The following is a 23,250-nucleotide window of genomic DNA, read 5'->3' as shown; positions in this document are numbered from 1 at the left end:
CTGACTGCGGGTCCCGCCGTGGCCGCACCGCCACCACGCGGGCGTGAGAGGCCCCCTCGCTTTCGCCTCGGCCGGCGTGCTCAGCGGAGCAAACGGGCCCCGCCCCGTCCCTACGCGCATCCGTGGCTGTTGCGGGGCGGGCGGAGCAGATCCAAGGGGCGCCTGGCCCGCGACGAGCCGTCTAGGCTGAAGAGCCCCGCGTGGCTACTACGCGCCCCTGGATGGTTGGAGGCAGAGCTGTTGGACCACATCGTCGTCGTCGGAGCCGGGATGGCCGGGCTCAGTGTTGCGGAGTCGCTGCGCGATGGCGGGTTCGAAGGGAGGATCACCCTCGTCGGCGAGGAGCCACACCTTCCCTACTCTCGGCCTCCCCTGTCGAAAGAGTTCCTCACCGGCAAGGGCGGGCAGGCGGCCCAGGAGCAGGGCGTGTGGCTTCGTGAGACCGCACAGTTGGACGCGCTGGAGCTGGACCTGCGGCTGGGACGGCGCGCCCAGCGGCTACTGCCGGGCCAGCGCCGCGTCGAACTGTCCGACGGCGCCGCGCTGACCTGTGACGGCATTGTGATCGCCAGCGGCGCCAGAGCGCGTGCCCCCGCGACCGAGCTGGCCGGGGTGCACGTGTTGCGCACGCTCGACGACGCCAAAGAACTGCGCGAGGCCATGGCCGGCGTCGACCGGATCGCGGTGATCGGTGCCGGTTTCATCGGCGCCGAGGTTGCGGCGAGCGCGCGCACGCTCGGCCTGGAAGTGGCCCTCATCGAGGCGGCTTCCACGCCGATGACGCGGGCGATCGATCCGCGGGTGGGGACGGTGCTGACCGAACTGCACCGCGACAACGGGGTGGACCTCCGACTGGGGGCCGGCGTGGTGGGGTTCGACTCCGGCCCCGGCCACAACCGGGTGGAGCGCCTCCGGCTGTCCGACGGCAGCACCGTGACAGCTCCCCTGGTGGTGGCTGGTCTAGGGGTGGAGCTCAACACCGACTGGCTGGCCGACTCGGGGGTGCGACTCGACCCCGACCTGGGCGGGGTGCAGTGCAACGCCCACTGCGAGACCTCACTGCCCGGTGTGTTCGCCGCAGGCGACATCGCCAGTTGGCCGCACCCGCGCTATGGCGGGCGCCTACGACTGGAGCACTGGACCAACGCCAGCGAGCAGGCGGAGGTGGCCGCCCACAACCTGCTAGCCGGTGCGGGCAGCAAGCGGGAATACACCCCGGTCCCCTACTTCTGGTCCGACCAGTATGGCGGGAAAGTCCAACTCCTGGGGCAGGCGGCGCCAGCCGACGAGGTGGAATTCGTCCACGGTTCCCCCGAAAGCCGCAAGTTCGTCGCGTTTTTGGGCCGCGCGGGACGCCTCGTGGGGGTGCTCGGCCTGCGCTCTACCCCCAAAGTTATGCGGTACCGCCCCCTGCTGGCCGCCGAGACGACGTGGGATGAAGCGCTGGCGGCTGCCGCGGGCTGACCCGTGCCGAACCACGCCGCGAGAGCGCGGTGGTCACCCCGCGACAGCGAGATGACCACCGCCGGCCCGGCTCATCCGAAGGCGAAACTGTCGGTGGCCTCGATGAGGTGGTGCAGGATGCCGGGCTCGTCGAAAGCGTGCCCGGCGTCATCGACAAGCAAGAACTCCGCCTCCGGCCAGGCGCGGTGCAGGTCGAAAGCGGTCGTGGCCGGCGTGCACACGTCGTAGCGGCCCTGGACGATGACGCCGGGGGTGGAGCGCAGCTTCCCGGCGTTCTCGATGAGCTGGCCCGGCGTGAAGAACCCGCCGTGGAGAAAGTAGTGGTTCTCGATACGCGCGAAGGCCAGCGCGTAGGAGGGCTCGGCATGGACGGCGCGGAGCTTCTCGTCGGGCAGCAGCTTGATGGTGGAGCCCTCCCACACGCTCCACGCCTGGGCTGCCCGCAGCCGAACCTCGGGGTCGGGCGAGCTGAGCCGTTTGGCGTAGGCTCCGATGAGGTCGTCGCGCTCGTCCTCGGGGATGGGAGCGAGGTAGGACTCCCATAGGTCGGGGAAGAGGAAGGAAGCCCCACTCTGGTAGAACCAGAGCAATTCCTGGTTACGTAGGGTGAAGATCCCCCGGAGCACGAGCTCGCTGACACGCTCGGGGTGCTCCTCGGCGTAGGCCAACGCCAATGCACTGCCCCAGGAACCTCCGAACACCTGCCATTTACTGACACCGACCATCTTGCGCAGCCGCTCGATGTCCTCGACGAGGTGCCAGGTGGTGTTGGTGTGCAGCTCGGTGTCCATGCGACTGGCGTGAGGGGTGCTCCGGCCGCAGTTGCGCTGGTCGAACAGCAAAATCCGGTAGCGCTGGGGGTCGAACAGCCGGCGGTGGTCGGGAGTACAGCCGGCGCCCGGGCCACCATGGAGGAACACTACGGGCTTTCCCGCCGGGTTCCCGCACAGCTCCCAGTAGATGCCGTGCCCATCACCGACATCGAGCGTTCCGCTGTCATAGGGCTCGATGGGCGGATACAGCGTGCGCATGAGAGGAGCGCCCTTCTTTTGTCAACGAGGCTGACGGTCGTGCAGGAGGCCGAGCGACGGTGACCGCGCCGAAAGTGGGACCCAGGCAGACGTGGCAACTAGCTCAACGGCCAGTACGCGGGCCCGGTAACTCTCGACGGTGATCAGTGCCCATCGCGCGTTGGATCGAGTTCACGGCTATGTGGCAGATGCCGCCGGTGTGGACGGTTCCGACCGCATCTACTCCACGGGGTGGGGACACACCTCCCGCCCGACGATCGACGGGCGTAGTGGCTCGGGTCATAGCCAACGGAGAGGCACCCCCAGGGACGCGCTGCGGGCCCGCGGCGCTGTTGCCACGCGCGAAACCACCGACCGATGCTGCGAGACCGCCGCGCCGCGCGACCTTCGATCGGGGCTGCTGTGCCGACCGCACACCATGAGCCACAATCGCCGCGCAACTCATCCATTTGAGTCATCCTAGACTCCGCCGCCCTGCCGCGCCGACCGGTGCGAATGGCCACATCAGCACCGTATCCGTCCCGTTATCGAAATCCGCGCGGCAGCGACTCGCCAGGGCGAATGGCGCCCGTCGCAACGGTTAATAACCGCATACGACACACTCGGCTACAGTGAACCCTGTCACAGCGCCGCGGACGTGGAGGGTCATGTCGAGCCAGGCTGGCGAAGCGCCATCCGCTACCGCCGGTGAGGCGCTGTCGCACTGGAACCAACCACCCTCACCACCGCTATGGCCCGAGTGCGCCGCCTCAGGGGGAGGGCCCCACAGCCGCGGGGCGACGCATCTCACACAGAGGGCCCGATGGCCATGGCCGCCACTCAGAGCCTCCGCGGCGAGCCGTGCCACGGCGGCGATGGATTCACACGAGCACCGACGACAAGGACTAACCCGCGCGTTGCGTGGAGACGGCCGATGGGGATGAGCGCCGGCCACACCGCCCCAGGGGGCCGGCCTCGGCAACCAACCAGCGCGTTAGGGTGCAGATGGGTTTACCGGGGATAGGGAAAAGGAAGACATGCCGACCACCAACGACACTCGTGTCGTCAGCTACAGCCCACTCATCGCTCCCGAGGACCTCCTCGCGGAGCTGCCGATGGGGCCGGAACGCACCGCACTTGTAGAAGAGGCGCGCACCGAGGTCAAGCGCGTGCTCGACGCCGACGACGACCGCCTCGTCGTCATCGTGGGCCCCTGTTCGGTGCACGACCCCGTCTCAGCGCTGGATTACGCCCGCCGACTCAAGGCGTACATGCCCGCCGTCGACGACGCTTTGTGCGTGGTCATGCGGGTCTACTTTGAAAAGCCCCGCACCACGCTGGGCTGGAAGGGCCTGATCAACGATCCCGGCCTCAACGACAGCTTCGACGTGCACCGCGGGCTACGCACAGCACGCAAACTCCTCCTCGACATCGGCTCGCTCGGTGTCCCCTGCGGCACGGAGTTCCTCGACCCCATCACCCCCCAGTACATCGCCGACGCCGTCAGTTGGGGCGCAATCGGTGCCCGTACGACCGAGAGCCAAGTTCACCGCCAACTCAGCAGTGGGCTGAGCATGCCGGTGGGATTCAAGAACGGCACCGACGGAGATGTGCAGGTCGCAGTCGACGCCTGCTCGGCCGCGGGAGCCTCCCACACGTTCTTCGGGGTGGACCCCAACGGCTACGGCGCGGTCGTCAACACCTCCGGTAACCCCGACTGCCATGTCATTTTGCGCGGGGGACGGTCGGGCCCCAACTTCGACGTCGACAGCGTCAACACCGCGCTGGAGGTGATCGGCAACGCCGGCCTGCCGCGCCGGCTGATGATCGACGCCAGCCACGCCAACAGCGGCAAGGATCACCGGCGCCAGCCCGGTGTGGCCGAAACCATCGGCGCCCAAATCGCCGCCGGCCAAAACGACATCGTCGGGGTGATGCTGGAAAGCTTCCTGGTCGAGGGCAACCAGAAGTTGGCCGACCCCACCGACTTGACCTATGGCCAAAGCATCACCGACAAGTGTATGAGCTGGGAGGTCACCGAAAGTGTCCTCGCCGACTTGGCCGAGTCGGTACGCACGCGCCGCAAGCTCGCCGACTGAGCGCGCCCAGCGCCGGTCACGTTGCCTCGGCGCGTCGCTGCCGGTCCTAGCTGGCGGCGGTGAGCGCCGAGCGCGGCGTGGCTGCCCCCTGTTCTTGACCAGTTGTTGGCTGCCGGCAGTACCGCGGCCCAGCACTCCCCAAAGGCGTGACACTGATCACGCCCCACGCGAGGAGGGGGCGACAACGGGGCTCACGCCCCGGCACTGTCACCCCTGAGCCGACCCCCAAGACAGGGACGTTTTCCCACGTCACGGCAGGTTAATAGGGCGGATACCCCCGTCTCGCACCAGGGCGCCTCTGGGGCGGGCGGGGGCGCACTGCTAGTCTGAAGCGCGTCACCGACCCCGCACGGGAGAGTGTCCGGGCAGCCAGTCCGGGCCGCCGAAGGAGCAATTCCCTCCCCAGAGAACCTCTCAGGCGTAGCGGACCGCGCGGGTGAGACCACTCTGGAAAGCAGGGGCTACCGCTCCTCGCCGAAGGTGCAAGCCTCCCCGCGGGGTGGCGAAGCTCTCAGGCACCATGACAGAGGGGGAGGATGACAGTGTCGGCGTTGGTTGGGCCGGCCGAGGCGACCGAAACTGTCGAGTTTTCGGTTGGTTCGCCGGGGCAGCCCTCGTAATCTCGACGTCCATCCTCTCGGGAGTGCCTATGACGGAGTCCGCCACCAGCGCCCGCCCGACCCCGCTGCATGGGGTCCACGAACGCTTGGGCGCTACCCTTGTCGATTTCGCCGGCTGGTCCATGCCGCTGCGCTACAGCAGCGAAACCGCCGAACACCGGGCCGTGCGCGAAAAAGCCGGCTTGTTCGACCTCTCACACATGGGTGAGATTCACGTTACCGGCCCGCAGGCGGCGCAGTTCCTCGACTATGCGCTCGTGGGACACCTCTCGGCCGTTACGGTGGGGCGCGCTCGCTACACCATGCTCACCAACAGCGAAGGCGGCGTCCTCGACGACATCATCGTCTACCGGCTGGCCGACGATGAATACCTGGTGGTGGCAAACGCCGCCAACCGCGAGACCGTCGCCGCGGCCCTGACCGAACGCGCTGCCGGCTTTGACACCAAGGTCAACGACCTCTCGGACGAATACGCGCTGATCGCCCTGCAAGGGCCGGAGGCGGCGCAGCTTCTCGCACCGCTGACCGACGCGGATCTGACGACGATCAAATACTACGCCGGCTACCGGCAGACGGTGGCCGGCTACCCGGTGCTGCTGGCCCGTACCGGCTACACCGGCGAGGACGGTTTCGAGATCTTCATCCGCCCAGGCGAGAACGCACCGGCCGTCTGGGATGCGCTCGTCGAAGCCGGCCAGTCCCACGGAGTGCTTCCCGCCGGCCTGTCGGCGCGGGACACGCTGCGCCTGGAAGCGGGTATGCCGCTGTACGGCAACGAGTTGAGCACTGAGGTGACCCCGTTCGAGGCCGGACTGGGCCGGGTCGTCAAACTCGGCAAACCCGGAGACTTCGTAGGTCGGTCGGCGCTGGCCAAACGCGCTGAGCAGGGGCCCCGTCAGACATTGGTGGGTCTAGTCGGGCATGGTCGGCGCGTTCCCCGGCAGGGGTATGCGGTCATGCGCGACGATCAGCGGGTCGGTGTCGTCACCAGTGGGGCCCCCTCGCCGACCCTTAGCCGCCCCATCGCGGTGGCCTACATCGACAGTGACGTCGACACGAGCACGGGGGCCTTCGCCGTGGACGTGCGAGGCCGGCCGGAAGCCGTTGATGTAGTGTCGCTTCCCTTCTATAAGCGAGAGCGCTGACCTGAAGGGGCATGGTACGGATCAAGACCTCGCGGTCACGCCCCACAGGCGGCACCGACGGTCTGGGTCCCGCGCGCCCGCGCGGGGCCGTGCTGGATAATAAAGACCTCCTGGAGAGTTGAAGTGAGCGTTCCCGCGGAGCTGGGTTACACGAACGAGCACGAGTGGGTGTCCGTCAACGAGGGCGTCGCCACCATCGGTATCACGGCCTACGCGGCCGAATCCCTGGGTGACATCGTCTACCTTGAGGCGCCTGAAGTCGGTGCCACCGTCACCGCGGGCGAGCCCTGCGGTGAGGTCGAATCCACCAAGTCGGTCAGCGATATCTACTCGCCCGTGAACGGAGAGGTCGTCGAGGTCAACCGGGTCGCCGACGATGACCCGGAGATCATCGGCAGTGACCCCTACGGCCAGGGATGGCTGTTCAAGGTTGAGCTCACAGATGACCCGACCGGTCTACTTACCCCGGAACAGTACACACAACTGACTGAAGGCGAAGGTTGATCCTATGACCGCCGAGAGTAAGCCCCTGAATCAGTCGCTGCACGAACTGGATCCGGAGGTTGCAGCCGCTGTCGAGGCAGAACTGGGGCGCCAGCGCGACACGCTGGAGATGATCGCGTCCGAGAACTTCGCGCCGCAGGCCGTCCTTGAAGCCCAAGGCACGGTGCTGACCAACAAGTACGCCGAAGGCTACCCCGGCAAGCGCTACTACGGCGGTTGCGAGCACGTCGACGTCATCGAGCAACTGGCCATCGACCGCGCCAAATCACTGTTCGGGGCCGAGCACGCCAACGTCCAGCCGCACTCGGGTGCCCAAGCCAACACCGCGGTCTACTTCTCGCTTCTCAAGCCGGGTGACACGATCCTGGGCCTGGACCTGGCCCACGGCGGGCACCTCACCCACGGCATGAAGCTCAACTACTCCGGGAAGATCCTCAACCCGGTGGCCTACCACGTCCGCGAGTCCGACGGCACGCTGGACTACAACGAGATCGAGGCGTTGGCCAAAGAGCACCAGCCCAAGATGATCATCGCGGGCTGGTCAGCCTACCCCCGCACCCTGGACTTCGAGCGGTTCCGTGCCATCGCCGACCAGGTCGGGGCATTGTTGATGGTCGACATGGCCCACTTCGCCGGTCTCGTGGCCACCGGCCTGCACCCCAACCCGGTGCCTTACGCCGACGTGGTCACCACCACCACGCACAAGACGTTGGGTGGCCCCCGCGGCGGGCTGATCCTGGCGAAGGAAGAGTACGGCAAGAAGATCAACTCGGCGGTGTTTCCCGGCATGCAGGGCGGACCGCTGGAGCACGTCATCGCCGGCAAGGCGGTGGCGTTGAAGATGGCGGCCGGCGAGGAGTTCGCCGACCGGCAGCGCCGGACCGTGGCGGGGGCGCGGCTTGTGGCCGAACGGCTCACCCGCTCCGACGCTGTCGAGGTGGGGGTGAACGTCCTCAGCGGGGGTACCGACGTACACCTGGTCCTCGTCGACCTGCGCGAGTCCGAACTCGACGGGCAACAGGCCGAAGATCGCCTGCACGATATCGGTATCACGGTCAACCGCAACGCGGTGCCCAACGACCCCCGTCCACCGATGGTCACCTCGGGGTTGCGCGTGGGCACGCCGGCCCTGGCCACGCGCGGCTTCGACGAGGATGACTTCGCCGAGGTCGCCGACATCATCGCCAATGCGCTCAAGCCCGACTTCGACGCCGCGGCGCTCAGCGACCGGGTCCAAGCGCTCGTGGCGAAGCACCCGCTCTACCCCGGGCTGCGCTGAGCTGGACGATCCACCCTTTCGAGGGGCGCGGGCCCTGGCAGGGGCCATGGCCCGCGCCCGCCGCCTTCAGCTACGCGCAGACAACTCGAAGTGGCCGCGCAGCAGCCGTTCCCGATCCTCGTCGCTGGACAGCGGACAAGAGGCGCACATGGTCTCGGCGTACTTGTAGTAGAAGCAGCAACCGCCCCGCACCAGGAAGAGGCGTTCGGGGCGCTCGGGGGGACGTCTCGCAAGGGTGAGGGGGAAAGCGCGCTGCCGTGGGGTCACCCGGTGCTTGCCGCAGTTGATGTAGCCCACCATGCGCGTGGCCCGGTCCCACGCCGCCCACTGGTCCCGGCCAACCTCGTCGGAAGCCAGCAGCAGCGCCCAGTACAGTGAGTCGGCGGCCATACTCCACTGCGGTCGGGTCCCGAATCGCGTGTAGTCGCGCACCGCCGCCAGGATCGGGGTGAGCGTGGTCACCGCCGACCGGATGAACCAGTGATCCAGCGCGGCCTCGTCGTCGACGACGACCGTCCCGGAGAACTGGGCCATGGGGTCGCTGTGCAGCACCGCAGTGGCCGCTGGACGCAGCGCGAGCTCATCGATCCCGCCGGAAGGGCTGAACCTCAGCCACACCCGCGGCGCCGAGAGCCCGGGAGCCCGCCCCGTCAGGTAGGCGGTGGCAGCGGCGAACCCGAAGACGTACCGGCCGAGGTTGGCCGCGAGCACGGCCGCCGCCGACACTTGGTGTCCCTGGCAGGCGGCCGAACGCAGTAGTTCGATCAGTTCCGGTACGCGCTGGGGGGCGCGGTCGGCCCGCACCCACTCCTGGCCGTGCGGCTCGGGGGCGTCGGTGGCGAGCAGCCGGACTTTGACGTGGAGTTCGCGCTCGTTGACCCAGCGCACCACGCCGGCCAGCGGATGGCCGGTGAAGGAGGAGGCTCTACCGGTTGCACGATGCGACATACAGGAAAGCCTATCCTCATAGCCATGCGCCTCATGGTGGCCTCCCCCGCGGCGAGCTCCGGCCCACGGCCGGTGAATTTCCTATCAATACAATTGGGAACCCGCTGGGGGTGGGATAGCGTGACAGGCACACCGGTATTCGAAAGGGGTATACGTGGGTAAGCGGCTGGTGCTGTGGGATATCGACAAAACCCTGCTGGACGTCGACGACATCGGTTTCGAGATTTTCTCCGCGGCGTTCGCCCGATTCACCGGGCTCACCGACCACATCGACACACGAGGCCCCGGCCGCACCGAATGGCGTTGGTTCAACGAGACCCTCGACGCCAACGGGCTCACCGCCACCCCCGGCGACTTCTCCCGCTTCCTAGAGCTACAGCACGCGGAGTTCTCCGCACGCGCCAGCGAACTGACCATGCGTGGCCGGATCTTGCCCGGCGCCAAAGAAGTCCTCCACCGCTGCGCCAACGAAGCCGACATCGTATCTTCCCTGCTCACCGGTAACACTCGTGCCAACGCCGAACTCAAACTCACCACTTTCGACCTGCACGAACTAGTGAGCTTCCCCTTCGGCGGCTACGGCGACGACCACCCCGAACGCTGCGAACTGGTCCACATCGCCCGCCGCCGGGTCTACGAGAGCACCGGCGTGGAATTCACCCCCGACACCACGGTTCTCATCGGCGACTCCCCCAACGACATCCGCGCCGCCCACGACGGAGGTGCACGGGTCGTGGCGGTCGCCACCGGCGTCACCGATGCCGCCACGCTCCAAGCCGCCGGCGCGACCGTCGTTGTGCCCGACCTCTCCGACACCGACGCCGTCATGAGCGCTGTTCTCGGCTGAACGGATCACCGGCGGCCCCGCCCGCCCTAAGCGGCGCGCATGGTCCGCGCCTCGAAGCAGGGGCGGCAGTCGGCGTGGCTGCCCCACGCCCGAGCCGAGCCGGGTGCGGTGCCATGGAAGCCTCCGGTTTTGGCGCTGCCCCTCCCGCGTCGTCTAAAGCTCGCGGCCCTTCCAGGACAGGCGGCCCCCTTAGGCGAGCTGACGCTGCGGGTTCTTGGGTGGGGCCGCCATCGACATGCGGATGACGGCCGGCAACCGGTCGAGTTCCAGGGCGCAACGCAGGTTCTCCAACGGTTGAGAGCGCACCTCGCGCCATATGGCCGAAGCGTCAGCGTCGGCGTCGAGGACGAGGTCAAGGCGGACTTGCGGCTGCGACCTGGACTCAGTCATGCGCGCTCGCGCCCGGCGCACCCCCGGGTAATCCGCCACCTCGTCCTCAAACGCGTCACAGGCCGTACTCGACCGCATCTCGGTGATGCCGGCAGCCGGCTCCGGCTCCACCCGCAGCCGTCGTACCGTGTCGTCGCGCCCCTGGCGCACCATCCACCACAGCGCCAGCAGTGCCACCACAACCGCGAGAACGACCGCCGCGTAGGGGACCCACGCCTGCCCAAGCGTATCGGTCACTGCCCCACCCAGCAGAGGCGCGCTCGCGCGTGCCCGACCGAGCAGTCCCAACCCCACCGCCAGGGCGGCCAGCCCACTGGCCACGAGTACGAGACCGACGAGAGCCAGACCCCACCGGTTGCCGCGCGCGGGCCCGCGCGCGCTGTCGCTCACCTGGGCTTCGCCAGGCTGCCCCGGCCGTGCGGGCCGGGGAGAAATAGCGTGCGTAGGCATATCGCTACCTAATGTAGAACGATGGATGTATCGGCGACGCCTGTCGCTGGACATGTCCTGCCCGGCATTGCCGCCACGACCACAGGAGGCCAGGCCGGCGGAGAGCGACGCGCCGTGCACGCGGATGCTCGGGCCGGAGCCCAAGCATCCGGCGACGATACCGGTTGAGCCGAGGCGAACCGGACCGAAATCTTCCTCTCCACAGGTGCCGGCCGGGCCGGAACCCCTCCATCGCGCTCCGGAGGGATCTCCCCGCGCGAGAGGGGACGGAGGTCACACTCATCAGCCTCACGCCTTCGCGTAGCGCACCCGGGTACGCACCTTGAGCTCGCGCAGAGGGGCGAGATCGGCGAGCCTGCGCTCCACAGCCTGTCGCAGCAGGTCGGGAAGCTCCTCGTCGCCGCGTAGTTCGGTGTAGGCCCATACCCCGACCCGGCGCCGTCCCAGGCGCACCTGGACCGAACGCACCCCGTCGACCTCGCGGGCGGCCACGCTCAACGCCCGCCGCAACGCGGGCCTGGACAACCCCACGACCAACGCGGGATCGTCGGTGCGCAGCGGCAGCCAGCGCCCGCGCCCCGGCACCAGCGCCAACGAGATCAACACCAGCCCGATCAGGGCCAGAACCAGTGAGGCGAGTTGTACGGCGGGATCGCTCCAGCGGGCCTCACCGGCGTACTCGGCCGCCTGCTGAAACGGGAGCCCCGTGAAGGGGCGCCCGATGAGAGCCGAGATCACCTCGGCGGCGGCTAGTCCCGCCACACCCGCGACCACAAGGCCGACGAGGAGCGCCGGCCAGGAACGGCGGGGACGGAAGGTGTGGACCGCCACCCGATTCGCGCGCTTGGCGGTAACGGGGTCAGGACGGCCCAGCGCGTCTTCCACCGTGGTCATTGTGTGTCATCACCCCTCTCAACGTGTGCGATCACAGCAACAGGCGGCCCTAGCCCCACCGCTACCGCAGATGACGCTCGCGCCCACGGTCGCCTTCTCGAACGAGCTCGGTGACCTCGATATCGGTGTGGCGTACCCGCAGTCCGGTCAACCTCTCGACTGTGTCCTGAACGTGTCGACGGACCTCGCGCGTGGCCTGGCGCACCGGCACGGGGTAGCCCACAGCAATGCTCAGGCTCAACATCACCGAGGCTCCGCTGCGGTGCGCCTGGGCTCTACTGCCCTTGGCGGCGGCGAACAAGGGTAGGGCACCCCCAGCGCCCGTCCTGGTCGTTTCGGTCTCGTCGGCGGCTCTGGTCGCGATCTTGGCCACGACACGCTCGGGAATGGCGGTGCGCCCTCGCTGCTCCATCGGAGGCCGCTGAGCGGGAATCATCTCGGTTACCGACGCGGTCGTTGTGTTCATGGCTCACCCCGTGTTCATTGGCGCCGGGTGAACAGCTCGGCGAGGTCGATCTCTCCCTCGAAAGCGCGCCCGGCCAAAAACCCCGCCAAGCCCAGCAGCAGTACGAGGGCGAACGCCCAGAACCCCCCGAAAGCGCTAGCGAGCCCGAGCACGGTGCCGAAAGCCAATCCGACGATTGGCCACATGGCCATCCCTCCCGATCGCGGTGTGTGGTGTTGTCGGGTCGCGGTGACCGCGGCCCGGTGGTTCAGCTGATCTGGCGGGCCCGCGCGCGGCGACGCCGACAGCGGCGCAGCCACGCGGCGACCCGGCCGACAGGTCCGCGCGGCGCCCGGTAAACGCCGATGCGCTCCCTAGCACGGCCGCTGTCCCCCCGGTGGGAAGTCGTTACCGCCAACCGGGCTCGCCACCACGCCAGTCCCGCCGCGAAGACCTCGGGGTCGCCGCCCCGATCGGGGTGGTGGGCGCGAACCCAACAGCGGTAGGCCCGCAGCTCCCCTTCCATCGGCTCACCGCCCGCCGGGCGCGCCCGGCGCGGCACCGACGATGTCGGTCACACGGACGTGGACGGCGCTGCCCGGGACCAGGCCGCCGACCGTCTCTCGGACCTGGTCGGCGATCTGGGGAAGCGGTGTCCCCCACAACGCCACGATCCCGACCTCCACGGCAGTCTCGCGCACGGCCACCCCCTCGACCCGCCCGCCCGCGACGGGCGTGGCGATGGTGTGAAAGTGTCCCGGCGACAGCGCGGCCACGTCGGGGAGTGCGAGTACCCGCGCGGCGATGGTGCGAGCGCTCTCCCCCTCGGCGTCAACCTCCGCTGCTTCTGTCATCGCACGCGCGACCCGGTCTCGGCCGTGGTGACGGCGGTGGTCTCCTCCTCGCTGTCCTCGCCCTCATCGGGCAGGTGGATGTCATCGACGGCGATGTTGACCTCGGTGACCTCCAGGCCAGTCATACGCTCGACGCCGGTGATGACGTTGCGGCGCACCGCCCCGGCGAGATCGGGGATGGCGGCGCCGTAGTCGACCACGAGATCGATGTCGATCGCGGTCTGGCTCTCGCCGACTTCCACGGCCACCCCACGCGCGGCGTTGGACGTGGTGCCGGCGCCGGGGATGCGGTCGCGTACCGCGCCGAAGGCGCGTGCCGCGCCGCTTCCCATCCGGTAGACCCCGCCGACCTCACGGGCGGCCATACCGGCGATCTTGGCGACGACTTGGTCGGCGACGGAGGTGTGGCCTCCGGTCGTGGTGGTCTCGCGTGCCCCTCTCCCCCGGTCGCTGGGACTCGTTTCACGGGCGCTCGGGACCTTGGCCTCGCTCTTGGTTTCGGTCACTGTTCTTCTCCTTCACTGCGAACCACAGCGCGGTACTGCCGCGCCGAAACGGCTGGCGCCGAAGGCGTCTGGAGCACCCCATATCCACACCCTCGGATGCCGTCGGCGGCTTGTCGCTATCCCTTTGACCAGCCGAGAGCACCACTACCCTCATATGGTGTGATCTAGACCGCACATAATGAAAACTACGGGTAGCCCCGAACGGGGATACCTACTGTAGTCAACCACAAGCGAAAAGTAACGTGTTTTGGGATCACCGACTGCCGTCCCGCCCGGTGGGATGGGGGCTACCCGCCGACGGCACCCACCGGCCCCAGAGCGCACGCCCCGCACTCAAGTCGGCCGAAACGCTGCCACCTCAACCGGCGCGGCCGGCCCGCCCCCGCGCCTCTTCACAGCCGCACGACTCGCACCAACGGCGAAACTAGCGAAACACCACCGTCTTCTGGCCGTTGAGCACGACCCGCCGCTCCGCGTGCCAGTTCACCGCACGCGCCAGGGCCAAACACTCCAAGTCCCGGCCCACTCCAGCGAGCTGCTCGGGACTGTGGGTGTGTTCGACCCGAGCGACCTCCTGCTCGATGATCGGCCCCTCGTCGAGTTCGGCCGTGACGTAGTGGGCGGTGGCGCCGATCAGCTTCACACCGCGTGCATGAGCCTGATGGTAGGGCCGGGCGCCTTTGAAGCTCGGCAGAAACGAGTGGTGGATGTTAATGACGCGCCCCGAGAGCTTCGCGCACAGATCCGCCGAGAGCACCTGCATGTAGCGGGCAAGGACCACCAGGTCGACACTGTAGGCGTCAATCAGCTCCAACAATGCCGCCTCTTGGCGCGGCTTTGTCTCCGGGGTGACCGGCAGGTGGTGGAAGTCGAGGTCGTAGGAGCGTGCCAGAAACTCCAGATCGGGATGGTTGGAGACGACCGCGGCGATATCGACGCCCAACAGACCGCTGCGCTGACGGTAGAGCAAGTCGTTAAGGCAGTGACCGTGTTTGGAGACCATGACCAGGACACGCGGCCGTACCGCACACCGCCACAACTCCCACTCCATGTCAAGATCGCCCGCCAGCGAGGCGAAGGCACCACGCAGCGCGTCCTCCCCCACGGCCGGGTCTTCGGCCAGGAACTGGGTGCGCAAGAAGAACCGCCCCGTGTAGTGATCGCCGTACTGCTGACTTTCGGTGATATTGCACCCGTGCCGGGAAAGCACCGTAGCCACCGCCGCGACGATGCCGCGCGTGTCAGGGCACGACAGGGTCAGCACGTACTCGCGATCATCCATGGCACACCCACACCCTCATCTTTAGGTGGTTATCCAAACCAGCCCGGCCGGTTATAGGCAACCAGGGTAATGGGGCGCGCCCACTCGCATCGCCAGACATGCGCGGCGGCCGAAAAGAACCGGCCACCCTCGCCCGTAACGAGGATGGCCGGCCGCACAACGATAGGAAAAGCGCTGCTCAGCGCCTACGCCGCCGGCGCCATAGCACGACGGCGCCGACAGCCACTGCCACGCCTGCACCAACCCCGGCCACGACAGCGGCCGGCGGTCCAGCTCCCCTGGAACGGTACGTGGAGACGGCCTGGCTATCGCCTTTGAGCATCACTGCGCCCTCCGAAGGTTCGACCTCGGAGCGGTCGACGCGCACAGCCTCTTCTCCAGCGATCAGCGCCCGCACCTCCTCCAGCAGATGACCACCCGAGTCGCGGACGTGCTGCCACTGGCGCCGCGCCACTCGCTTGGGACTGGTGCGGTCGACGATCTCGTCAAGGGCCACAACCAACCGCTGCTGCGCCCGCTCGATCTCGGCTTGCACTATGGCGGGGTCACGCCGCGCTCCCCCGGGGTCGCGTCCATCCATACAGTCGTTCCCTTCCGCTACCGCAGAGTTGCCCGCGACACGTCATCGGCCGACTGCCGATCTTCAGGGGTCGCCTCAGCGGGACGCCTGAAACTCAGCGCCCCTTCGATCCCGTCCACGACCCGGAAGAAGTCGCGCGTGGACAACCACAGTTTATAGATGATCGCGATCTCGAACGCGAGCAGCAGAACCCCCATAACCACGGGAACCCAAATGATCGCCGCCGTCGAGACCACCCCGAGCAGCGGCACCACGATGAACACCACCGCTTGGAACTCGATGCCGCTCACGAGGTGGGTGCGGATGCGCCGTGCCCGCAGGAAGTCCCAAAACTTCTGGTACCACGGGAAGCGGCTGCGGAACTCCTGGTGCAGATCGACGCGGGGCAGCCGCACATCCGGCTGCTTACCGGCCGCCCGGTCGTACTGACTCTCCCGTTCTGTCGTGGTGCGCAGGATCTGCTCCAGAACCGAGATCCCATGGCGCAGCACGGCCTGCTCGCCGGTATCGCTCATCGGCTGGCCCACCGGCTTGCCCTCAGTGCCCTCCTCCGGCTCCAGCATCGACAACGTGGCCCGCGCGCGCTCCAGGGCGCCGGCGATATGGGAGCGCATCTCGCGACGTACCTTGTAGACCTGAAGGGCGTTGAGGTAGCGCAGCATGTCGCAAAAGACCACGGCCAGCGCCAGCCACACGAAGACGTCATTTCCGGTGAGCACATACTGTCCGCCCATAAGGGCGATCGCGCACACCAGCACCCGGAACCGGTCGAAGACGTAGTCCATCCACGAGCCGAACAACGACTCGCGGTCGGTCAACCGAGCGAGCTTGCCGTCCATGCAGTCGGCGAGGAAACACAGGTAGTACAGGGCCGCCCCGGCGATGAGAAACGGCCAGAATCCCACCGCGAAACAGGCCGCGGCCCCCAACCCTAGTAACAGGGCGGCGACGGTGAGTTGGTCCGGTGTGATCGACGTGCGGTTGGCCACCACCTTCACCAGACGAAATGCCAGCGGGTCGGCCAACCACACCGTCCACCAGGAATCACGCTCCCTGGACGTACGTTGCTTGACCTCTTCCAACGTAAAACCGGACATCGCTGGTGAAACTCCCAAACACGAAGCGGAACGTGCTCCGGCCCTTGCGTGCGGGCGGCCGGGGGACGCATGATTTTACGCATCCGGTGTTAAACCGGGAAACCGCCGCCGTCCAAAGGGCTTGCTCAACCATAGGTGAGAACCGGGCGCCGCAGGAGGGTTACCCCCGAATCGATTCATGAAAAACCCGTGTCACAGCTACAGTGCCCTCTCACGGAGCCACGGCGTGTCGTGTCACCGCCGTCGCGACGGCCCTACCCTGGAACCGCCAGACAAGGGACACCTGTCCTGACCGGAGGGAAGCACGTGACCGAAACCAAGACCCGCCTGGAGCCCGGCGACACTGCGCCCGACTTCACCCTCACCGACGCCGACGGTAACGCCGTCAGCCTCAGCGAGGTGCTCGCCTCCGCGGGCAAAAGCGTGGTCCTGTACTTCTACCCGGCCGCGATGACGCCGGGCTGCACAACGGAGGCCTGCGACTTCCGCGACAACCTGCGCGAGTTCGACGCCGCGGGGATCTCCGTCGTGGGCATCTCCCCGGATAGTCCCGCCAAGCTCGCCGAGTTTCGCGACACGGAGGGCTTGACCTTCCCGCTGCTGAGTGACCCCGAGAAGACGACGATGGCGGCCTACGGCGCCTTCGGCGAGAAGAATAACTACGGCAAGGTCGTGCAAGGTGTCATCCGTTCCACTCTCGTCATCGCCACAGACGGGACGGTGGAGAAGGCCTTCTACAACGTGAAGGCCACCGGACATGTGGACCGGATCAAGCGGGAACTGGAGCTGGGCTAACCCGCAGCGCCCTGGCGAACAGGGCGAAAAGCGAGGGCGGCCACCGGCTGACCGGTCCCGCATCGGTGGTGTTTACGCCGGGCCGCCTCGGGACGTCACCGCAGCAGAGCCACCGAGCCCGGTGGGAGCAACCGGCGCCTCGGAGACAGCCTGCCGGCAGGCCGAGAACGCGAACGCAGTTCTCGGCCTGCGCCCGGTTGCCGAAACTCGCCGCCGCGGGTCACGGGCGCGACCCTCGCGCCCGTGGTGCGCCACGGGGTGGCTGAAACTCGGGGCTTCTCGTGCTGGCGGGGGCGTCCGCACAGCCACCACGAGCCACTAAGATGGGGACCAGTCGTCCCTGCGGCGACCATTTTGGCGGCCGGCCACCTTGCGGTTCCTACCTCTGGCCTGCCAACCTCATAACAGCGGATCTCCTTTCGGGGAGGACCTGCACCATCGAAGGGGCCGTAGCCCAATAGGCAGGAGGCGACAGGTTTAGGTCCTGTACAGTGCGAGTTCGAATCTCGCCGGCCCTACACAGACGTTGGAGGCGCGGGACGGATGTCCCGCGCCTTCGGTTGTCGCCACGTCTTGCCGCTGCGTTCTCAGGGGCTCAGGGTGCGCCGCCCGACCAGCCCGGAGGGTTGCTAGCGAAACACCAGTGCCCACAGCACGACGGCCAGCAGCGCCGTCACGCCCAGCACCACAAGAGCGATGAGCAGCTTGGGGCTTTTGCTGCGGTGGCGGCCCGAGCTGGTCAACCCGAGCGTGTCAGTGGACTCCCTGATCGCGGTGAGCAGCGAACTCACCGACTCTGGCCGGTGGCGCTGCCAGGCCTCCGAGACCGACTCTTGCAGCGAGTGACGGAGCACGTGGGCACCGGCTCGGAAGTGCTCCCGCGCTGACTCGGCGCCCTCTTCTTCGGTCTCGGTGTCAACACCCTCGTCGTCTTGCTGCTCCTCCACCTCAGCCGCCGTCTTGGCCGCGGTCTCAGGACTGGTCTCGGGAGCCCACGGCGCCAAGGCGGCGATCCGCAGCATCTTCGTGGCGTTGTCGGCGGTCAGTCGATCCTCGGCCTTGACGTGCAACAGACCGGCGAGCACCGGGGCCAGCGGCCCGGCACTGCTCGCCGGCGGCGGATCGTCGAGCTCCTCACCACGCAAAATGGCGATGTAGCCCTTGCGGTCATAGGGCGGATGCCCCTCGACGGCCGCGTAGAGCGTAGCCCCCAGTGACCACAGGTCCGAGGCGGGACCGACGGGGCCGGCTTTGGCCCGCTCCGGCGGGATGTAGGAAGGCGAGCCCACGATACGTCCCGAACTGGTCAGCCCGGACTCGCCGGTCCAGGCCGCCAACCCGAAATCGGCGAGCACCACCCGACCGTCTTCGCTGATCATCACGTTCTCAGGCTTGACATCGCGGTGAATGATGCCCTCATCGTGGGCAGCCTTGAGAGCGCTGATGACATGGAGGCCGATATCGGCGACACGCTGGTAGGGCAACGGCCCGGCGATGTCGATAATCTCGGCGAGCGTGCGCGCGACGACCAACTCCATGACGATCCACGGGCGATCGTCCTCGTTGACGACGTCGAGGACGGTGACGACCCCGGGATGGGCCAGCCGCGCCGCCACCCGCGCTTCGCGGGTGGTACGACGCAGCAGGGACTCGCGCTCGTCGTCACTGAGGTCATCAGGAATGCGCAGTTCCTTGATGGCCACTTCACGATCGAGTTCGTCGTCCCTTGCTCGCCACACGGTGCCAACACCACCGCGTGCGAGCTGTTCCAGCAACTGGTAACGCCCGGCCAGCACCCGTTCTCCCTGAGTCTCCTCAAGTGCTGTGGGGTGCGCCGAATCGAGCGGCGCCGGCCGCTCTGCGTGAGGCTTCTCGATGGAGGACACAGCTTCTAACGCATCAGATCACGGGCCACACTGGCCTCCTGCGGACTCTTTGACTGTGGCGCTCGCGCCGGACGGTGGACGGACCACTGGTTTATATCAGGTGCGAGATCACCGGGAGCGATCGGCTATCGGATTACCGCCGCGTAGCTTCATTTTTGTTACGGCTATGCATCGGCACTCCCCGAGCACTTTCCCCTCTATTGTCCTTTTTTGCCACATCAGTAGCTTTAAAACCGAATCATGCCCACAGCGTCTCAGGTTCACGAACCGTGACGGCTCCAAAACCGAGATCCTCCAACGGTCCCACGACCTCCGAGGCGTCTCCCGCCACGATAACCACCGAATCGCTGGGGCTCAGGTACTCGCGCGCCGCGTCGTGGAGATCACCGGCGGTGATCCGCTCGAAACCGGCCCTTAGCTGGTCGACATGATCATCGGGCAGGTCATGTACGACCATCTCCACCAGCGCGCCGGCGAGCGAGCGCGAGTTCGAGTAGGTTACAGGCAACCCCACCGTGTTGGATTCGCGAACCGCAGCCAGTTCGTCAGGGGTGACACCGTCGGAACGCAGTTGCTCGATCTGCTCCAGCATCGCAGTGATCGAGGGAGCGGTGGTCGGCGTCTCGACTTGAGTGCTGATGAGGAAGATGCCGCTGTCACGACGCAGGTCGAAGCGGCACCCCACCCCGTAGGTGTAACCGAGCCGTTCGCGAAGCTCGGTGTTGAGCCGCGAGGTGAACATGCCGCCGAGCACATCACTCATCCCCTCGGCCTTGGGGAGGTCGATCTCGGAACGCGAGGGTGAACGCTGCGCCAGCACCAGCGCCGACTGCACCGAGTCGGGCCGGTTGATGACCAGCACCCCCGGCAGTTCTCCCTCCGCGGCCTCTGGCGGACTGACCGGCTGCTCCGGTGTTTCCGCAGCGTCGCCGAAGACCCGCTTGCCCAGATCCTCAAGGTCGACGTCGCTGAGGTCGCCGACAACGACGAGCGTCCCGGCCACGGCCGCGATCGAGCGGCTGTGGAAGTCGGTGACGACCTCGGGGGTAACCTCCTGTAGCTTCACCGGCCCTCCGGTGAGGGGCGTGGCGTAGCGGCCGGAGAAAAGCTGTCCACCAATCGCGCGGGCGGCCAAGGTAGGAGCAACCGAGGTCTCCAGCCGGAAACGCTCTACGAGCTGCTCACGCCGGCTCACGACATCGTCAGGGCGCAGCGCCGGAGTGCGAACCGCCTCCATAAACAGGGATGTGGCGTCGACGATGCGGTTGGCCGGAGCGTCCACCCCCGTGACGAAGCTGTCCCAGCCGATCCGGGACATCCATTCGGCGCCATGGCGCTCCAGCGCCGGGGCGAGCGAGCTGTTCCCGTGTACTCCGTCCTCCAGGGCCTCGCTGGTGAGCGCGCCGACCCCCATACGGTCATGGGGCTCGGTGGCGCCACCGGCCGGATGGATCAACCGGATAGCCGCGTAGGGCTGGCCGGGCACGTCGATAGCCACGATGTCACCGTTGCCGACACGCAGGTGTCGCGGCTTAGGGAACGTGTAGGGAGTGGGGTCACCGAGACGGGGACGCGGCTGGAGAATGTTCAAGACGGTTTCTTCCTTCGGCATCGAAGTGCGCGGAACGTGGGAAAAGGCGTGAGTGCGGCGACGCGACCCGCTACTCGACCGTGGGCCGGCTCATCCTGCGGGCTACTCCTGGTGCTCCGGATCAAAGCGGACCGCCAACCGGTTCTCAGCGGTGAGGAGGCGTTTAGCGTGGGCCGCGATCTCTTCGGGAGTGATGTCGGCCCAGCGCTGCGGCCAGGTGTAGGCAAGCTCAGGATCGTCGAACAACTGCGTGTGACTGCCCAGTGCGTCAGCGAGCCCGCTCGGACTGGAGAGGGTCTGGAGGTGATCGCGCTCAAGTACGGCGCGGGCACGCTCCACCTCTTCCTCGGAGACACCGTCGGCGATCGTGGCGATCTCTTCCAACATGGCCTCTTCAAGCACGTCACCGCCGACCCCTTCGCGGGCGATCATGCTCAGCAGCATCAGGCTGGGGGTGTAGCGGAAGGGAAGCACGTCGGCCGCGGCTCCGCCATCGTCCGCGGCGATGCCGCGCTCGACCACCAATCGCCGGTAGAGGCGGCTGCCCTGGCCTTCTCCCAGGATCGCCGAGGTGAGGTGCATGATGTCGAACTCGCGACTGCCGTACTCGCCCACGCGGTAACCGAGGAACACCGCAGCGGCCGGCACGTTCTCGGTGACATCCTCGCGGAGCGGCCCCCCGATAGGCCCTTCCAGGGAGGGGTCAGGGGCCTCGGCGATGACGTCACGCTTTGGGATGCCCCCGAAGTAGCGCTTGACCCTCTCGTGGACGTCGGCGGGATCGAGGTTGCTGACAACCGTGAGAACAAGGTTGTCAGGCCCGTAGTGGCTCCGGTGGAACGAGAGCACGTATTCGAGATCGGCGGCGTCGAGATCGTCCATGGAGCCGATGATGGGGTGGTGGTAGGGGTGTCCCTCGGGGTAGCCCAGCCGTAGGATGCGCTCGAGCCTAGTGCCGTAAGGCATGTTGTCGTAGCGCTGCCGACGCTCGTTCTTGACGACATCGCGCTGGTTGTCCAGCACCTCCTGCGTCATACCGTCTCGGAGAGTCGCGAGACGGTCGGCCTCTAGCCAGAGGGCGATGTCGAGGGCGTGCTCTGGGACGGTCTCGAAATAGTTGGTGCGATCAGTCGACGTGGAAGCGTTGATCTCACCCCCGAGCCGCTCGATGGCGTCAAAGTGCTCCCCCTTGGCCACGTTGCCGCTGCCCTGAAACATCAGGTGCTCGAACAGGTGAGCGAATCCAGTTCTGCCGGGAAATTCGAACCGGGAACCAACCCCGTACCAGAGGTTGACAGCGGCCACCTGTCCAGTAGCGGCCGGTGCCGTGACCAAGCGAAGTCCATTGTCCAGCGTGAACTGCTGGATGTTTCCCGCGTTGCCTGCCGCGCCGTTGGTCGTCACCAGTATGTGCCCCTCGTTGACTTCCGGAATCCGTCCTGAGTGTCGAGCCTATGGCCTCACGGGAGCGAGCGGGACCGCGGCTCCGCATGAAATCGGATGTTATGCCGGGAAGTCAGCGCGGAATTCACCGCGAAAACGCTATGAAGGTCGCCACACGGGCGGAGGAGAGGCCTCTCTTCCCGCGGCGGCTCGGGAAGGTGACGGGAAGGGGAGGAGTCGGCGGCTGCGAGTTCGCTCGTCGCTCACTATCTCCGCGGCCGGGAAGGTGAAGGTTCCCGTCACCAAGGGAGCTCTCACCAGTGCTGTCATCGGCGCTATGGGCGTTCGGGCGCGGCAGCCAACCGTGTCGCACTGGGCTCCGATCGGCCAAGCCTGTGACTTGGGCTGTGGCTGGCCTGGAGTGAAAGACTTCCCGATGCTTCCCGATCGCGGGCTCGCGGAACTGAAGTGCCTGCCCAGGGATCTCCGTGCTCAAGGCGAGGAGGCCGACAGTTGGGCTTCCGTGGTGTTTGAGCGGGCTAATGCGCGTGTGTGGCCCAATCGCCCTGGACATCGAGCCTTCCCCGGCTTTTCCGGGGGGCGAAGCCGGTTGAATGGCTGTCAGCAGCCCCTTGGAAGGCAGGGAGAAGTCCGGAGTGTTCGCTTGTGGGGAGCAGTAAGCCGGCTGTGCCGGAGCAGCGTAGACATAGCTGGACGGAGGGAGGTGAACGCGGTAGCTCGTGACCGTTCAACGAGCAGAGAGCACCGTTCCAAAACAACGGCAGCCAGGGAAGTTGCAGCTCTCACAGGAAGACCACAAAAAGCACGGAAGAGTTACAACACAAAAACCTCGAAAGTGAGCCAGATATCCACTGACTCCTTCAACAACGCTTCTAAAAGAATTGAGCGTCAATATTCTCGCGACAAACTAGACGCGCTTGAAATGGTCTCAGCGTTGTTGGGGCTGTAAGGAAGGGTGGGGGTGCGGGAACAGGGGAACCAGCCACTCTCACAATAGGTGGCCACCATTTCCCCGCGCCCGCACCCCCACCCTTGTTGGGGATTGTGTGCGGCGGTGTCCTACTCTCCCACCCCGCACCATGGAGGCAGTACCATCGGCGCTGGTGGGCTTAACGACCGGGTTCGAAACGGGACCGGGTGTTTCCCCACCGCTATCACCA

Annotated in this window: 21 protein-coding genes, 1 tRNA gene, 1 rRNA gene and 1 riboswitch; of the genes, 8 read left to right on the top strand and 15 right to left on the bottom strand. The window is 67.0% G+C overall.

Features of this window, described 5'->3' with window-relative positions; genetic code table 11:
* Positions 1 to 225: 225 nt before the first annotated feature.
* Positions 226 to 1,464 (top strand): NAD(P)/FAD-dependent oxidoreductase, encoded by a 1,239-nt coding sequence (locus tag ABD848_RS22810; protein ID WP_425567661.1) that lies wholly within the window; start codon positions 226 to 228, stop codon positions 1,462 to 1,464.
* Positions 1,465 to 1,535: 71 nt separating this feature from the next.
* Here the strand turns inward: ABD848_RS22810 and pip are convergent, their stop codons facing one another.
* Positions 1,536 to 2,495, bottom strand: a complete 960-nt coding sequence (gene pip / locus ABD848_RS22805; protein WP_344976457.1) for a prolyl aminopeptidase — start codon at positions 2,493 to 2,495, stop codon at positions 1,536 to 1,538.
* Positions 2,496 to 3,511: 1,016 nt separating this feature from the next.
* Between pip and ABD848_RS22800 the strand changes: the two genes are divergently transcribed.
* The 4 genes from ABD848_RS22800 to ABD848_RS22785 all read left to right on the top strand — a co-directional run bounded on the left by ABD848_RS22800 (position 3,512) and on the right by ABD848_RS22785 (position 8,121).
* Positions 3,512 to 4,573, top strand: coding sequence for a 3-deoxy-7-phosphoheptulonate synthase (locus ABD848_RS22800; RefSeq protein WP_344976454.1), 1,062 nt, complete (start codon positions 3,512 to 3,514; stop codon positions 4,571 to 4,573).
* Positions 4,574 to 5,010: 437 nt separating this feature from the next.
* A riboswitch (glycine riboswitch) is annotated at positions 5,011 to 5,110 on the top strand.
* Positions 5,111 to 5,222: 112 nt separating this feature from the next.
* The gene (gcvT, locus tag ABD848_RS22795; protein WP_344976451.1) at positions 5,223 to 6,338 is read left to right on the top strand and encodes a glycine cleavage system aminomethyltransferase GcvT; all 1,116 of its coding nucleotides are present in this window, start codon (positions 5,223 to 5,225) and stop codon (positions 6,336 to 6,338) included.
* A gap of 123 nt (positions 6,339 to 6,461) precedes the next feature.
* The gene (gcvH, locus tag ABD848_RS22790) at positions 6,462 to 6,842 is read left to right on the top strand and encodes a glycine cleavage system protein GcvH (protein ID WP_344976448.1); all 381 of its coding nucleotides are present in this window, start codon (positions 6,462 to 6,464) and stop codon (positions 6,840 to 6,842) included.
* A 4-nt stretch (positions 6,843 to 6,846) separates the two neighbouring features.
* Positions 6,847 to 8,121 carry a serine hydroxymethyltransferase gene (locus ABD848_RS22785; RefSeq protein ID WP_344976445.1) on the top strand — a complete coding sequence of 425 codons (1,275 nt, stop codon included), beginning with the start codon at positions 6,847 to 6,849 and terminating at the stop codon, positions 8,119 to 8,121.
* Positions 8,122 to 8,187: 66 nt separating this feature from the next.
* Here the strand turns inward: ABD848_RS22785 and ABD848_RS22780 are convergent, their stop codons facing one another.
* On the bottom strand, positions 8,188 to 9,069 hold the full coding sequence (locus ABD848_RS22780; RefSeq protein ID WP_344976441.1) for a (2Fe-2S)-binding protein: 882 nt from the start codon (positions 9,067 to 9,069) through the stop codon (positions 8,188 to 8,190).
* 154 nt (positions 9,070 to 9,223) lie between these two features.
* Here ABD848_RS22780 and ABD848_RS22775 point away from each other — a divergent pair, with 154 nt between their 5' ends.
* A complete protein-coding gene (locus ABD848_RS22775; protein ID WP_344976438.1) occupies positions 9,224 to 9,916 on the top strand; it encodes a haloacid dehalogenase-like hydrolase in 693 nt (230 codons plus the stop codon).
* A 189-nt stretch (positions 9,917 to 10,105) separates the two neighbouring features.
* On the opposite strand, the gene ABD848_RS22770 is transcribed toward ABD848_RS22775, so the two are convergent.
* The 9 genes from ABD848_RS22770 to ABD848_RS22730 form a co-directional block, all read right to left on the bottom strand.
* Positions 10,106 to 10,756 (bottom strand): alkaline shock response membrane anchor protein AmaP, encoded by a 651-nt coding sequence (locus ABD848_RS22770; protein WP_344976436.1) that lies wholly within the window; start codon positions 10,754 to 10,756, stop codon positions 10,106 to 10,108.
* Positions 10,757 to 11,044: 288 nt separating this feature from the next.
* The gene (locus tag ABD848_RS22765; RefSeq protein ID WP_344976434.1) at positions 11,045 to 11,650 is read right to left on the bottom strand and encodes a DUF6286 domain-containing protein; all 606 of its coding nucleotides are present in this window, start codon (positions 11,648 to 11,650) and stop codon (positions 11,045 to 11,047) included.
* Between the two features lie 61 nt (positions 11,651 to 11,711).
* The gene (locus ABD848_RS22760) at positions 11,712 to 12,116 is read right to left on the bottom strand and encodes an Asp23/Gls24 family envelope stress response protein (protein WP_344976431.1); all 405 of its coding nucleotides are present in this window, start codon (positions 12,114 to 12,116) and stop codon (positions 11,712 to 11,714) included.
* Between the two features lie 14 nt (positions 12,117 to 12,130).
* On the bottom strand, positions 12,131 to 12,307 hold the full coding sequence (locus tag ABD848_RS22755; RefSeq protein WP_344976489.1) for a hypothetical protein: 177 nt from the start codon (positions 12,305 to 12,307) through the stop codon (positions 12,131 to 12,133).
* A 318-nt stretch (positions 12,308 to 12,625) separates the two neighbouring features.
* Positions 12,626 to 12,949, bottom strand: coding sequence for a hypothetical protein (locus ABD848_RS22750; protein ID WP_344976429.1), 324 nt, complete (start codon positions 12,947 to 12,949; stop codon positions 12,626 to 12,628).
* The gene (locus ABD848_RS22745; protein WP_344976427.1) at positions 12,946 to 13,455 is read right to left on the bottom strand and encodes an Asp23/Gls24 family envelope stress response protein; all 510 of its coding nucleotides are present in this window, start codon (positions 13,453 to 13,455) and stop codon (positions 12,946 to 12,948) included. Before ABD848_RS22745 ends, ABD848_RS22750 begins: the two co-directional genes overlap by 4 nt.
* Positions 13,456 to 13,879: 424 nt before the next feature.
* Positions 13,880 to 14,737: a formyltetrahydrofolate deformylase gene (gene purU, locus ABD848_RS22740; RefSeq protein WP_344976425.1), complete on the bottom strand. Its 858-nt coding sequence runs from the start codon at positions 14,735 to 14,737 to the stop codon at positions 13,880 to 13,882.
* A gap of 178 nt (positions 14,738 to 14,915) precedes the next feature.
* Complete coding sequence (locus tag ABD848_RS22735; protein WP_344976423.1) at positions 14,916 to 15,317, bottom strand: DUF3618 domain-containing protein; 402 nt, start codon at positions 15,315 to 15,317, stop codon at positions 14,916 to 14,918.
* Positions 15,318 to 15,334: 17 nt separating this feature from the next.
* Positions 15,335 to 16,414: a CDP-alcohol phosphatidyltransferase family protein gene (locus tag ABD848_RS22730; protein ID WP_344976421.1), complete on the bottom strand. Its 1,080-nt coding sequence runs from the start codon at positions 16,412 to 16,414 to the stop codon at positions 15,335 to 15,337.
* A gap of 306 nt (positions 16,415 to 16,720) precedes the next feature.
* Here ABD848_RS22730 and bcp point away from each other — a divergent pair, with 306 nt between their 5' ends.
* Entirely contained in the window at positions 16,721 to 17,209 is a 489-nt protein-coding gene (gene bcp, locus ABD848_RS22725; protein ID WP_344976419.1) for a thioredoxin-dependent thiol peroxidase, read from the top strand.
* Positions 17,210 to 17,652: 443 nt separating this feature from the next.
* A tRNA-Leu gene (locus ABD848_RS22720) sits at positions 17,653 to 17,727 on the top strand.
* Between the two features lie 111 nt (positions 17,728 to 17,838).
* Here ABD848_RS22720 and ABD848_RS22715 read toward each other — a convergent pair.
* From ABD848_RS22715 to rrf, 4 genes are all read right to left on the bottom strand, one after another.
* On the bottom strand, positions 17,839 to 19,095 hold the full coding sequence (locus ABD848_RS22715) for a serine/threonine-protein kinase (RefSeq protein ID WP_344976416.1): 1,257 nt from the start codon (positions 19,093 to 19,095) through the stop codon (positions 17,839 to 17,841).
* Between the two features lie 238 nt (positions 19,096 to 19,333).
* Entirely contained in the window at positions 19,334 to 20,707 is a 1,374-nt protein-coding gene (locus tag ABD848_RS22710) for a M16 family metallopeptidase (RefSeq protein WP_425567659.1), read from the bottom strand.
* 81 nt (positions 20,708 to 20,788) lie between these two features.
* Positions 20,789 to 22,090 (bottom strand): M16 family metallopeptidase, encoded by a 1,302-nt coding sequence (locus ABD848_RS22705; protein WP_344976412.1) that lies wholly within the window; start codon positions 22,088 to 22,090, stop codon positions 20,789 to 20,791.
* A gap of 1,046 nt (positions 22,091 to 23,136) precedes the next feature.
* Positions 23,137 to 23,250, bottom strand: a 5S ribosomal RNA gene (gene rrf / locus ABD848_RS22700); the annotation flags it as partial.

The organism is Salinactinospora qingdaonensis (assembly GCF_039539445.1).
GTDB lineage: Bacteria > Actinomycetota > Actinomycetes > Streptosporangiales > Streptosporangiaceae > Salinactinospora > Salinactinospora qingdaonensis.
This window is presented reverse-complemented; position numbering and strand designations above follow the sequence as displayed.

Bases quoted from the DNA above. Each gene is read 5' to 3' on its own strand.
- pip (WP_344976457.1), bottom strand. From the start codon at position 2,495: ATGCGCACGCTGTATCCGCCCATCGAGCCCTATGACAGCGGAACGCTC.
- ABD848_RS22800 (WP_344976454.1), top strand. From the start codon at position 3,512: ATGCCGACCACCAACGACACTCGTGTCGTCAGCTACAGCCCACTCATC.
- gcvT (WP_344976451.1), top strand. From the start codon at position 5,223: ATGACGGAGTCCGCCACCAGCGCCCGCCCGACCCCGCTGCATGGGGTC.
- ABD848_RS22785 (WP_344976445.1), top strand. From the start codon at position 6,847: ATGACCGCCGAGAGTAAGCCCCTGAATCAGTCGCTGCACGAACTGGAT.
- ABD848_RS22780 (WP_344976441.1), bottom strand. From the start codon at position 9,069: ATGTCGCATCGTGCAACCGGTAGAGCCTCCTCCTTCACCGGCCATCCG.
- ABD848_RS22770 (WP_344976436.1), bottom strand. From the start codon at position 10,756: ATGCCTACGCACGCTATTTCTCCCCGGCCCGCACGGCCGGGGCAGCCT.
- ABD848_RS22765 (WP_344976434.1), bottom strand. From the start codon at position 11,650: ATGACCACGGTGGAAGACGCGCTGGGCCGTCCTGACCCCGTTACCGCC.
- ABD848_RS22760 (WP_344976431.1), bottom strand. From the start codon at position 12,116: ATGAACACAACGACCGCGTCGGTAACCGAGATGATTCCCGCTCAGCGG.
- ABD848_RS22755 (WP_344976489.1), bottom strand. From the start codon at position 12,307: ATGGCCATGTGGCCAATCGTCGGATTGGCTTTCGGCACCGTGCTCGGG.
- ABD848_RS22750 (WP_344976429.1), bottom strand. From the start codon at position 12,949: ATGACAGAAGCAGCGGAGGTTGACGCCGAGGGGGAGAGCGCTCGCACC.
- purU (WP_344976425.1), bottom strand. From the start codon at position 14,737: ATGGATGATCGCGAGTACGTGCTGACCCTGTCGTGCCCTGACACGCGC.
- ABD848_RS22735 (WP_344976423.1), bottom strand. From the start codon at position 15,317: ATGGATGGACGCGACCCCGGGGGAGCGCGGCGTGACCCCGCCATAGTG.
- ABD848_RS22730 (WP_344976421.1), bottom strand. From the start codon at position 16,414: ATGTCCGGTTTTACGTTGGAAGAGGTCAAGCAACGTACGTCCAGGGAG.
- ABD848_RS22710 (WP_425567659.1), bottom strand. From the start codon at position 20,707: ATGCCGAAGGAAGAAACCGTCTTGAACATTCTCCAGCCGCGTCCCCGT.